The following is a 10,869-nucleotide window of genomic DNA, read 5'->3' as shown; positions in this document are numbered from 1 at the left end:
ACTCCGCTTCACCGCGGGCACCTCGGGACGGGGAAGTCCCTTTCATTCGTTAGGCCTCAGGAAAGACCATGAGCGACGGCTGGTTGCGAACCTGTCATCTATGCGGGACGGTGGACATCGAGCCACATCACTCTCTGGAGGAAACAGCAGAGAGGCTCTCTCTCGCCCTGAATCTGAGCTTCGATGAAGAGCAGACTGGCAAGTACGAGGAGTACCCCGCTTACGTAGCAGAGGGTGCAGGGTTCGAGTTTGCGCTACTTGGCACACCGCTCCCCGAATACGACATCAGGGAGCACAAGTCGCCCAACTTTCAACTCATGATCTCGTCATCGAGCGAAGGCAGCGGTGAGTTCGGTCACAGCGTCGAGGTCTCGGCCTTCTTCGCACGCTTCATCCAAGCCAGAACGGGCCTTTCATGCGAAGCACTGGAATTTCCCGCTACGTCCTAGCCACGTTCCACCTGCGGCCTTGTATCTTCCCGAAGACCGCAGTTGAGCAGTGAGCTGCGGAGGTGTTCGCGGTCGGTGCGCCAAACCCCACAGGCTTCGCAAGCAGCACCGACTCCAACCCAACGCCGCTCAGCCCGACGCTACGCTGCACGGCCACTGCTTCTCGGAGCCCCGCATGCCTTCTACAAAGCGCATCCAGTTCACCACCACGATCAAGGCGCCGGCCGCCGTCGTCTGGCGGCATGTCACATCCCTCGACAGCTACAAGCGCTGGGCATCGGCGTTCGCCGAAGGCTCGCACTTCGAGGGATCTTGGGAGCAGGGGTCGAGGATCCGCTTCCTCGCCCCCAGCGGCGACGGCATGGTCGCGGAGATTGCCGAGAGCCGGAAGAACGAGTTCCTGTCCATCCGCCACCTGGGCTTCATCGCCAACGGTGTCGAAGACACCACCAGCGAAGCCGTCCGCGCCTGGGCGCCCGCCTACGAGAACTACACCTTCCTGGCCGTTGCGGACGGCACCCGGATGCTGGTCGACCAGGACGTCGCCGCCGAGTGGGATGAGTACTTGAACCAGGCGTGGCCGAAGGCGCTCGAGCTGCTCAAGGGATTGAGTGAGTCCTCGACTGCGGCCTGACTCGAACGTCGGGCGACGCGGCGTGAGCAGCTCGCGTATCTCGAGCTAAGGACACCATGGGCCTCCTGACCTTCAGCATCAACCTCACCCTGGACGGCTGCGTCGACCACGAGGAGGGCATCGCCGACGACGAGACGCATGCCTTCTTCACCCGCCTCATGGACGAGAACGGAGCGATGCTGTGGGGCCGCGTCACCTACGAGATGATGGAAGGCCATTGGCCGGCGGTCGCCCGCGGCGACGTGGAGGCACCGCCTGCGATCCGTGAGTGGGCGCTCAAGCTGGAGACCAAGCCGAAGTACGTGGTGTCGTCGACGCGAACGGATTTCCCGTGGGCCGACAGCCACCGCATCACCGGCGACCTGCGCTCGGGCGTGCAGAAGCTCAAGGACGCGACCCCTGGCGGCGTACTGCTCGGCAGCGGCAAGCTCGCGTCCGCGCTGGACCGGCTGGATCTGATCGACGAGTACCGGTTCCTCGTCCACCCCCGGATCGCCGGCCACGGCCCGACGCTGTACCAGAGCGGGCTGCCCGGCACGCGACGGCTGGCGCTGGTCTCGGCCAGGCCGCTTGGCAACGGCGCGGTCGCCATGCACTATCGGTGCGAGCGTGGCTAACGATCGCTTGCAGCGGATGGTCCGCTGCCCGGCCAGCCGCTGAACCGCGGGAAGCCCGAACAGCACTGAACCCACGGGAGTGTTCGATGCCGAAACTGCGCCTTTCGCTGCTGCTCGTGTCGGCCCTGGTCGGCACCGCATCTCTTGCGCACGCTCAGGGCTACTCCGACTCGCAGCGTCAGCACGAAGAGCGGCAACGACAGGACTCGGCGCAACGCGCCGCCGAAGCGCAGCGCGCCACCGACTACCTGGTGGAGGACATCCGGCGCGACCGCGAGCGCTGGGCTCCCGGCTCCGGTGGGTCGACGCAGGCGGGTGGGGAGGGCTCGTCGTTCGCGACGCGCGCCGCCGGCCTCGCGGCCGTCGTGGTGACGGCGGCCTTGCTGCATGAGCTCTTCGTCTCGGGCAACGCGGCGTCGGCCGGCAGCCGCGTGCCGCCGGGGGCGCGGCTCGACCCCGCCATCGACCGCTGGCTGCAGGACCCGCGCAACCGGCCCGGCGAGCCGATCCGCTTCGACACCCCCGACGGGATGATCTCCAAGGTCTGCCTGCGGCCCTTTCCGGGTGTGCAGACGGTCGTCTACCGCTGGGACGCGCCGGGCGAGGTGGCGCGGGCCGTGGACGTCCGCGAGACGCCGACCCGCGAGCACATGCAGTTCACGCACCCGACGGCGCGCGGGCTCTTCATCTACGTCACGAAGCCGGCTCCCGATCACAAGCCATCGGACCAGGTGTACTGGCTTGGCGCGCATCGCATCGGCATGACGGGATGCGGCCACGCGCAGGCCTACCAGATCGCCTACCACCAGTTCGGCGGCGTGCCGGAGTTCGAGCGCGTGGCGCAGCCCCCGCGGATCCGGCAGGAGGAGCCGGTCGAGAACCTGCCGACCTTCATGCGGACCTGCCAGGCGCACCACACGCAGGCGGCCTGCGCCTGCCTGTTCTTCCCGGTGAGGCGGGAGATCCCCGACCTGGAGAAGCGCGCGTACGACCGGGCGGAGATCAGCGCCGCACTCCGGCGCCAGCGCGGCGCGCTGGAACAGGTGGCACGCAACTGCAGGCTCCAGTTCTGAGTCCGCCGGCGCGGGGGCCGGCGGTCTGGCTACACTGCCGTCCCTTCGCAGACTGCCACCCCGACCCTTGGACAAGATCCTGTTGCAACTGGCCGCCGAACTGAAGGTTCGCCCGGCCCAGGTGCATGCAGCCGTCGAGCTGCTCGACGGCGGCGCCACCGTCCCCTTCATCGCCCGCTACCGCAAGGAAGTCACCGACGGCCTCGACGACATCCAGCTGCGCGAGCTGGAGGCCCGCCTGGCCTACCTGCGCGAGCTGGAAGAGCGCCGCGGCGCGGTGCTGAAGAGCATCGACGAGCAGGGCAGGCTGACGCCCGAACTGCAGGCCGCGATCGAGGCCGCGCCCACCAAGCAGGAGCTGGAAGACCTGTACCTGCCGTACAAGCCGCGCCGCCGCACCAAGGGCATGATCGCCCGCGAGGCCGGGCTAGAGCCGCTGGCCGACAAGCTGTTCGGCGACCCGACGCTGGACCCGCTGGCCGAGGCGGCTTCCTTCATCAACGTCGAGGGCGGCTTCGCCGATGCCGCCGCGGTGCTGGACGGCGTGCGCGACCTGCTGTCCGAGCGCTGGGCCGAGGACGCGGTGCTGGTGCAGTCGCTGCGCGGCTGGCTGTGGGCCGACGGCCTGCTGCGCTCGCGCAAGCTCGACGGCAAGAACGAGCAGGACCCCGAGGTCGCCAAGTTCCGCGACTACTTCGACTACGACGAACCCATCGCGCGCGTGCCCTCGCACCGGGCGCTGGCGGTGTTCCGCGGCCGCACGCTGGGCGTGCTGGACGCGAAGCTGGCGCTGCAGGAGGAGCCCGAGCCCGGCCCTTCGACAAGCTCAGGGCGAGCGGGTCCTTCTGTGAGCCTTGCCGAAGGCCGCATCGCCGTGCACCTGGGCTGGAGCCACGCGCAGCGGCCGGGCGACGACCTGATCCGCAAGTGCGTGGCCTGGACCTGGAAGGTGAAGCTGAGTCTGAGCCTGGAGCGCGACCTGTTCGCGCGCCTGCGCGAGGAGGCCGAGGCCGTGGCGATCAAGGTCTTTGCCGAGAACCTGCGCGACCTGCTGCTGGCCGCACCCGCCGGCAAGCGCGTGGTGATGGGGCTGGACCCGGGCATCCGCACCGGCGTCAAGGTCGCGGTGGTCAGCGACACCGGCAAGCTGCTGGACACCGCCACCGTCTATCCGCACGAGCCCCGCAAGGACTGGGACGGCGCGCTGCACACGCTGGGCCGGCTGTGCGCGACGCACGGCGTGAACCTGATCGCCATCGGCAACGGCACCGCCAGCCGCGAGACCGACAAGCTGGCGGCCGATCTCATCAAGCGCATCCAGCAGCTTGCACCCGGCACGCACGTCGACAAGGTGGTCGTCAGCGAAGCCGGTGCCTCGGTCTATTCGGCCTCGGAGTTCGCCAGCAAGGAGCTGCCGGACCTGGACGTCAGCCTGCGCGGTGCGGTCTCGATCGCCCGGCGCCTGCAGGACCCGCTGGCCGAGCTGGTGAAGATCGATCCCAAGGCGATCGGCGTGGGCCAGTACCAGCACGACGTCAACCAGGCCGAGCTGGCGCGCACGCTGGGCACCGTGGTCGAGGACTGCGTCAACGCGGTCGGCGTGGACCTGAACACCGCGTCGAGCGCCTTGCTGGCGCGCGTCTCGGGGCTGTCGTCGGCGGTCGCCGCCGGCATCGTGCGCTGGCGCGACGCGCACGGCGCGTTTCGTCACCGCGGCCAGCTGCGCGAGGTGGCGGGCCTGGGCGACAAGACCTTCGAGCAGTCGGCCGGTTTCCTGCGCATCCGCGGCGGCGACAACCCGCTGGACCAGTCGGGCGTGCACCCGGAGACCTATCCGCTGGTGGAGCGCCTGCTCGCGGCGGCCGGCCGGCCGATCGGTGACCTGATGGGCGCCAGCGACGTGATCCGCAAGCTGCGGCCCGAGGCCTACGCCGACGAGCGCTTCGGCGCGATCACCGTCAGGGACGTGCTGGCCGAGTTGGAGAAGCCGGGCCGCGATCCGCGGCCGGACTTCAAGGTGGCGCGCTTCAACGACGGCGTGGAAGACATCAAGGACCTGCAAGCCGGCATGACGCTGGAGGGCACGGTCAGCAACGTGGCCCAGTTCGGCGCCTTCATCGACCTGGGCGTGCACCAGGACGGCCTGGTGCACGTGAGCCAGCTGTCGAACAAGTTCGTCAACGACGCGCGCGAGGTGGTGAAGACCGGCGACGTGGTCAAGGTGAAGGTGCTGGAGGTGGACCTGGCGCGCGGCCGCATCTCGCTGACGATGAAGCTCGATGCCGCGCCGCGCCGCGCCGACGAGGGCAGCGGCTACCGGCCGGCGGCACGCGACGAGCGGCCGCGCGGCGGCTCCGCGCGCGCATCCCAGCCGGCGCCGGGCGGCGCGATGGCCGCGGCGTTCGCGAAGCTGCAGAAACGCGGCTAGGGCGCGGCCTCAGATCGAGGTCGGGCCGCGACGGGCGGGCTCGCGCCGGCCGATCGACACGCGCTTCATGCGCAGCGGGGCCGGCTCCACGACCTGCGGCGATGCCGACGGGCTGGAGGCCATCATCACGATGCGGATCGCGGCCAGGTCGCTCGCCGACAGCGCGCCCTGGGCGACCGGCCGCGGCAGCGTCGACAGGCCGACCGCCATCGAGAACGCCGCCATCGCGAGCGCCGGTCGCGGCCAGCCGATCGCCATGCCGGACGGGCGGCGTTGTGGCGCCCTGGCGACTGCCGGCCGCGGTGCGATCACCGGGGCCACGGCAGCAGGCCGGCGCTCGTGGCGCCGCGCGGCCTGCAGCACCGGCGGCGCCTGCACTTCCTCGGGCGTCAGCAGCCAGCCGCGCCGGCGCCAAGCCGCACCGAGGCTGCTGCGGCTGGTCAGCACCGTCAGCGGCACCGCGACGACCAGCGGCAGCAGCAGCGGCAGCACGCGCCAGGCGTCGTCGGGCTGACCCGCCAGCCACCAGGCCAGCAGGCCGGCCGACAGCAGCGCGCCGACGCCGAACTGCCGCGCTGCATCGACCCAGCCCACGGATTGCGCTTCGCGGGCCGGCGACTGCCAGCCGAGCTTGATGCCGGTCAGCGCGCCCAGCACGAAGACCGAATGCGCCAGCATGCGCACCGGGGCCTGCAGCGCCGACAGCAGCGCCTCGAGCAACGCGCTCGCCATCAGCCGGCGGCCGCCGCCGTAGCCGGCCTGCTGGCGGCGCAGCAGCACCAGGCGCACCGCCAGCACGCGCGGCACGAACAGCATCGCGAGCGTCGCGCCCCACAGCGCGATCGCCGCGAGCGGCGGTCCGGCCGGGGGCGCCGTGCCGGCCGCGGGCAGCAGCCAGGGCAGGGCGCCGATCAGCACGAAGGCCAGCCACAGCGGCGAGGCCGCATACGACATCGCGCCGGTCACGAACATCGCGCGGTGCACGCCGGCCAGGCCCGGCTCGGCGACGAGGCGCGCGTTCTGCAGGTTGCCCTGGCACCAGCGGCGGTCGCGCTGCAGTTCCTCGACGAGGTGCGGCGGTGCCTGCTCGTAGCTGCCGTCGAGCTCGGGCAGCAGCCAGACCTCGTAGCCGGCGCGCCGCATCAGTGCGGCCTCGACGAAGTCGTGCGACAGGATGGTGCCGGACAGGCCGCCGCGGCCGGGCAGCGTCGACAGCGCGCAGTGGCGCATGAAGGGTTCGATGCGCAGGATCGCGTTGTGGCCCCAGTAGTGCGACTCGCCCAGCTGCCAGTAGCGCAGGCCGGCGCTGAACAGCGGGCCGGTCAGCCGGCCGGAGAACTGCTGCAGCCGCGCGTGCAGCGAGTCCAGGCCCCAGGCGCGCGGCGCGGTCTGCAGGATGCCGACGCGCGGATGGGCTTCCATCACGCGGACCAGGGCCAGCAGCGCCTCGCCGCTCATCACGCTGTCGGCGTCGAGCACCACCATGTAGCGGTAGCTGCGCCCCCAGCGACGGCAGAAGTCGGCGACGTTGCCGGCCTTCTTGCCGCCGCGGCGGCGGCGCCAGCGATAGAAGATGCGCACGCCGCCGGTGTCGTCGCCGAGCTCGGTGCGCAGGCGCTGCCAGGCCGAGACCTCGGCTTCGCGCAGGGCGGCATCGGGCGTGTCGGACAGCAGGAAGACGTCGAAGATGCCGCCCGGCGCGCCGGCCTGCTGCAGCGACTCGACCGTCGCGCGCAGGCCGGCCGCGACGGTGGCGACGTCCTCGTTGCAGATCGGCATGACGATGGCGGTGCGTGCCGCCGCGTCGATCGGCCGGCCGGCCACGGCCTCGGCCGACAATGCATGCCGGTCGCCGCGGCGCAAGCCCAGGTAGCCCATCACCGCGGTGGTGCAGCCGGCGGCGACCCAGGCGAAGAGCAGGGCGAAGAGGCCCGTCTGCAGTGCGGTCCAGCCGTTGCCGGCCGACGGTGCCGCGGATTCGAGCACCCAGGTGGCGAGGGCCGCACTGCCGGCCACCAGCGCCAGCAGCAGGCGGCGGCGGCGCGTGGCGGCAGCGACCCAGGGCGCGGCGTCGAGGGGCGTGGCGCGCGGACCGAACACGCCGCGCCAACCCCACCAGGGGGACGCGAGCATGGAGCCGCGACGCATCGGCGGCGCGGTCAGACGCAGCGAGGGCGGCAATGACCGTGGCAACGGCGGAGGGAGAGGCGCGAAGTCGGCGATGGGCTTGTGGCTCATGTCGGGATCAGGGTGCGGCGGGGTGGACGTCATCCGCCTTCCGGTTGGTAGGCGGCGTGCGGCCTGGGTTCGCTAGCAAGACCCATGCGTTGTCACCGGAGGTGACGGCGAGAGCGGCGGGGACGCGGAGGGCGGGCATCGCAGGAACGGTGTTTGTGTCTTCTTGTGTCGATCTCTTGGGTCGATCCGCGCGGGTGTCGCGCGGGTTCGAGTCGGGCGAGGCCATGTTCCCGGCGAGCAGCGGCTGGCGCCATCGGCATGCACCGAGCGTGCCTGTAGGTCTTGACCTACATCGCCGCGCTTCCCAAGGCCGCAGCCGCGTCGCAGACTACGCAGGCCGCCGCGAAGGCGGTCGAGGAGGCGCGATGGACAAGGACCCGATGTACCACCCGGGCATGCGGCGCCTGCAGGACGCCCGCGAGACGCGCGAGCTGGCCGACCGGCTGGAGCAGGTGACCGTGCGGAGCGCCTTCACCGACGAGGACCACGCCTTCATCGAGAGCTGCTCGATGTGCTTCGTCGCCAGCGCCGACACCGCCGGACAGCCCGACTGCTCCTACAAGGGCGGGCTGCCGGGCTTCGTGCACGTGCTCGACGAGCGCACGCTGGCCTTGCCCGACTACGACGGCAACGGCATGTATCGCTCCTGGGGCAATGCGCTGGCCAACCCGCAGGTGGGGCTGCTGTTCATCGACTTCGAGCGGCAGAAGCGCCTGCGCGTCAACGGCCGCGCCGTGATCGCGGCCGACGACCCGCTGCGCAGGGCGTGGCCGGGTGCCGTCTTCGTCGTGCGCGTGACGGCCGAGCGGATCTTTCCCAACTGCCCGCGCTACATCCACAAGATGGCGATGATCGAAGCCTCGGTCTATGCGCCGCGGACCGGCTACGAGCCGCCGGTGCCGGCGTGGAAGGGCTTCGACGTCTTTCGCGACGCGCTGCCGCCGCGCGATCGACCGCCGGAAGACGGCGGGCATTGAGCCGCGCGCGGCCTCGAGGTCGCGCTGAAGGCTTCGATGACGGCGAAGGCGGCGGCAGAATGCCGCCATGACTTCCGCTGCCCTGCGCGTGTACGCCGGGCCGGCCGCGCGTGCGCGGCTGGCCGAGCGCGGCCTGCAGCCCGAGGACGTGCACCTGGTGGCCGCTGCGGCCGGTGGTCCCAAGGGCCTGGTGCTCGGTCCGCTGGACCGCTATCTGTTCGGCCAGTGGCTGCCGCGCAGCACGCACACGGTGCATCTGGTCGGCGCGTCGATCGGGGCCTGGCGCATGGCGACCGGCGCGCTCCCCGACCCGGTGCGCGGCTTCGAGCGATTGACTCACGACTATGTGCACCAGCACTACCAGCTGGAGCCCGGGCGCACGCTGCCGACCGCCGCGCAGGTGAGCCGCGAGTTCGCGCAGGAGCTGCACGACTTCTTCGACGGCCACATCGATGCGCTGCTGGCGCATCCGCGCTACCGCTTGCACATCGTGACCTCGCGCGGGCGCCACGTGCTGGGGCGCGAGGGCGCGCTGCGCACACCGCTGGGCTATGCCGGTGCGCTGCTGAGCAACGCGTTCAGCCGGCGCAGCCTGGGTGCCTGGCTGGAGCGCGTGGTGTTCTCGGCCCCGGGCGAGAAGCTGCCGGTGGACCTGAACGACCTGCGCCATCGCCAGGTGCGGCTGACGGCCGAGAACTTCCGGCCGGCGCTGCTGGCCTCGTGCTCCATCCCCTTCGCGCTGAAGGCGGTGCACGACATTCCCGGCGCGCCGCCCGGTGCCTACTGGGACGGCGGCATCACCGACTACCACCTGCACTGGAACTACCCGTCGATCGCCGACGGCCTGGTGCTGTACCCGCATTTCCAGAAGGCGGTGGTGCCGGGCTGGCTGGACAAGGCGCTGAAGCATCGCCACCGCGCGACGCCCTTCCTCGACAACGTGGTGGTGCTGGCACCCGACCCGGCGTGGGTGGCCTCGCTGCCCAACGGCAAGCTGCCGGACCGCAAGGACTTCAAGCGCTACGCCACCGACCTGGCGGGGCGCATGCAGGTCTGGCAGCGCGCGGTGGCCGAGAGCGAGCGCCTGGCCGACGAACTGGCCGGCCTGCTGTCGCGCGGCGGTGGCCTGGCGGCCGACCCGCTTTGAAACCCGGTATCGGCCGGTCCACAATCGATCCATGTTCCTGCAGCGCTTCGATCCGGACTCCTGCACCTACACCTATCTGCTGTCGGACGACGTCAGCGGCGAGGCGGTGCTGATCGATCCGGTGCTGACGCAGGTCGAGCGCGACCTCGCGCTGCTGCAGCAGCACGGCCTGCAGCTGGTGACCGTGCTCGACACCCACGTGCACGCCGACCACATCACCGCGGCCGCGGCGCTGAAGGCGGCGACCGGGGCGCCCAGCGCCGTCGGCGCCGACTGCAACGCGGCCGGCTACGACCGCGCGCTGAACGACGGCGACGACATCCTGTTCGGCGCCCAGCGCCTGCACGCCATCGCGACGCCCGGCCACACGCCCGGCAGCATGAGCTTCCTGTGGGAGGCCGACGAGCATCCGCCGCGCGTCTTCACCGGCGACACGCTGCTGATCGGCGGTTGCGGCCGCACCGACTTCCAGGGCGGCAGCAGCGAGCAGCTGTGGGACAGCGTCACGCGACGCCTGTTCGACCTGCCCGGCGAGACGCGCGTGCTGCCGGGCCACGACTACCACGGGCTCACCGAGAGCAGCATCGCGGCCGAGAAGCGCGACAACCCGCGCTTCGTGGGCCACACGCGCGACAGCTTCGTCGCGCAGATGGCGGCGCTGAAGCTGCCGCCGCCGCGGCACATCGCCGAGGCCGTGCCGGCCAACAAGCGAGCCGGCGCGCCGCCCGACGTGGCCGAGGAGATTCAGCAGGCCTGAGGCGTGGCCGGAGCGCCCGGTCGCGGCGGCCGTTGCGCAGCAAGGCACCCGCGGTCACGGCCTTGAAGCTCTTGCTTGCCGGTCTTTACCTGCCGGCAATCAACGCCGCGCGGCGGGCCGCGTTTCCTGGACAGGGGCCGCCTTCGCGGTGCCCGCCGACAGGAGAACGCCATGTCCCCGAAGACTCTCGCTCGACGCGCCTGGCCGCGGGCCCGCTTTGCGCTGCTGCTGGCGCCTGCGCTGATGCTGGCCGGCTGCTATGTCGTGCCGGTGGTGCCGCGGCCGGTCTACGGCCCGGGCTACTACAAGCCTTATCCGGGCCCCTATCCCGATCGCCCCTACCGCGATCGCCGCGGCTGGCGCGGCGAGGCGCCGGCCGGTGCCACCGTCGCGGTCGGCACGCCCGGGGTTCACATCGAGGTCTCGAGCAGCACGCGGTAGTCGTCCGCGCTGGCGATCCGCGGATTGGTCTTGTGGCAGTGGTCGGCCAGCGCGCCGGCCACGATGCGCTCGGTCCAGTCGCGCTCGACCGCCATCGCAGCCAGGCCC

At 71.3% G+C, this 10,869-nt stretch carries 10 protein-coding genes and 1 pseudogene; 9 read left to right on the top strand and 2 right to left on the bottom strand.

Annotated elements, in window-relative coordinates:
- Window positions 1-68 precede the first annotated feature (68 nt).
- The 5 genes from QZV97_RS08515 (at window position 69) to QZV97_RS08495 (ending at window position 5,201) form a co-directional block, all read left to right on the top strand.
- Window positions 69-449 (top strand): hypothetical protein, encoded by a 381-nt coding sequence (locus QZV97_RS08515; RefSeq protein ID WP_295641139.1) that lies wholly within the window; start codon window positions 69-71, stop codon window positions 447-449.
- 175 nt (window positions 450-624) lie between these two features.
- Window positions 625-1,083: an SRPBCC domain-containing protein gene (locus QZV97_RS08510; RefSeq protein WP_295641136.1), complete on the top strand. Its 459-nt coding sequence runs from the start codon at window positions 625-627 to the stop codon at window positions 1,081-1,083.
- Window positions 1,084-1,139: 56 nt separating this feature from the next.
- Entirely contained in the window at window positions 1,140-1,700 is a 561-nt protein-coding gene (locus QZV97_RS08505; RefSeq protein ID WP_295641134.1) for a dihydrofolate reductase family protein, read from the top strand.
- Between the two features lie 86 nt (window positions 1,701-1,786).
- Window positions 1,787-2,773, top strand: coding sequence for a hypothetical protein (locus QZV97_RS08500; RefSeq protein ID WP_295641132.1), 987 nt, complete (start codon window positions 1,787-1,789; stop codon window positions 2,771-2,773).
- A 67-nt stretch (window positions 2,774-2,840) separates the two neighbouring features.
- On the top strand, window positions 2,841-5,201 hold the full coding sequence (locus tag QZV97_RS08495) for a Tex family protein (RefSeq protein WP_295641130.1): 2,361 nt from the start codon (window positions 2,841-2,843) through the stop codon (window positions 5,199-5,201).
- A gap of 9 nt (window positions 5,202-5,210) precedes the next feature.
- On the opposite strand, the gene mdoH is transcribed toward QZV97_RS08495, so the two are convergent.
- Entirely contained in the window at window positions 5,211-7,382 is a 2,172-nt protein-coding gene (mdoH, locus tag QZV97_RS08490; RefSeq protein ID WP_295641153.1) for a glucans biosynthesis glucosyltransferase MdoH, read from the bottom strand.
- A 422-nt stretch (window positions 7,383-7,804) separates the two neighbouring features.
- On the opposite strand from mdoH, the gene QZV97_RS08485 reads away from it, so the two are divergent.
- From QZV97_RS08485 to QZV97_RS08470, 4 genes are all read left to right on the top strand, one after another.
- Window positions 7,805-8,416: a pyridoxamine 5'-phosphate oxidase family protein gene (locus QZV97_RS08485; RefSeq protein WP_295641128.1), complete on the top strand. Its 612-nt coding sequence runs from the start codon at window positions 7,805-7,807 to the stop codon at window positions 8,414-8,416.
- Window positions 8,417-8,483: 67 nt separating this feature from the next.
- Window positions 8,484-9,563 (top strand): phospholipase, encoded by a 1,080-nt coding sequence (locus QZV97_RS08480; RefSeq protein WP_295641126.1) that lies wholly within the window; start codon window positions 8,484-8,486, stop codon window positions 9,561-9,563.
- A gap of 31 nt (window positions 9,564-9,594) precedes the next feature.
- The gene (locus tag QZV97_RS08475; RefSeq protein WP_295641124.1) at window positions 9,595-10,320 is read left to right on the top strand and encodes an MBL fold metallo-hydrolase; all 726 of its coding nucleotides are present in this window, start codon (window positions 9,595-9,597) and stop codon (window positions 10,318-10,320) included.
- A gap of 171 nt (window positions 10,321-10,491) precedes the next feature.
- A complete protein-coding gene (locus QZV97_RS08470; RefSeq protein ID WP_295641122.1) occupies window positions 10,492-10,761 on the top strand; it encodes a hypothetical protein in 270 nt (89 codons plus the stop codon).
- Here QZV97_RS08470 and QZV97_RS08465 read toward each other — a convergent pair.
- Window positions 10,731-10,869 (bottom strand): annotated as a pseudogene (locus QZV97_RS08465) (4-hydroxybutyrate dehydrogenase); the annotation flags it as partial. The gene QZV97_RS08470 and the pseudogene QZV97_RS08465 overlap by 31 nt on opposite strands.

It is taken from the genome of uncultured Methylibium sp., from assembly GCF_902826655.1.
Taxonomy (GTDB): Bacteria; Pseudomonadota; Gammaproteobacteria; order Burkholderiales; family Burkholderiaceae_C; genus Methylibium.
The sequence above is the reverse complement of the archived record's forward strand: the minus strand, read 5'-3'. Positions and strand labels throughout refer to the sequence as shown.

Bases quoted from the DNA above. Each gene is read 5' to 3' on its own strand.
- QZV97_RS08510 (WP_295641136.1), top strand. From the start codon at position 625: ATGCCTTCTACAAAGCGCATCCAGTTCACCACCACGATCAAGGCGCCG.
- QZV97_RS08470 (WP_295641122.1), top strand. From the start codon at position 10,492: ATGTCCCCGAAGACTCTCGCTCGACGCGCCTGGCCGCGGGCCCGCTTT.
- QZV97_RS08480 (WP_295641126.1), top strand. From the start codon at position 8,484: ATGACTTCCGCTGCCCTGCGCGTGTACGCCGGGCCGGCCGCGCGTGCG.
- QZV97_RS08485 (WP_295641128.1), top strand. From the start codon at position 7,805: ATGGACAAGGACCCGATGTACCACCCGGGCATGCGGCGCCTGCAGGAC.
- QZV97_RS08505 (WP_295641134.1), top strand. From the start codon at position 1,140: ATGGGCCTCCTGACCTTCAGCATCAACCTCACCCTGGACGGCTGCGTC.
- QZV97_RS08500 (WP_295641132.1), top strand. From the start codon at position 1,787: ATGCCGAAACTGCGCCTTTCGCTGCTGCTCGTGTCGGCCCTGGTCGGC.
- QZV97_RS08515 (WP_295641139.1), top strand. From the start codon at position 69: ATGAGCGACGGCTGGTTGCGAACCTGTCATCTATGCGGGACGGTGGAC.
- QZV97_RS08475 (WP_295641124.1), top strand. From the start codon at position 9,595: ATGTTCCTGCAGCGCTTCGATCCGGACTCCTGCACCTACACCTATCTG.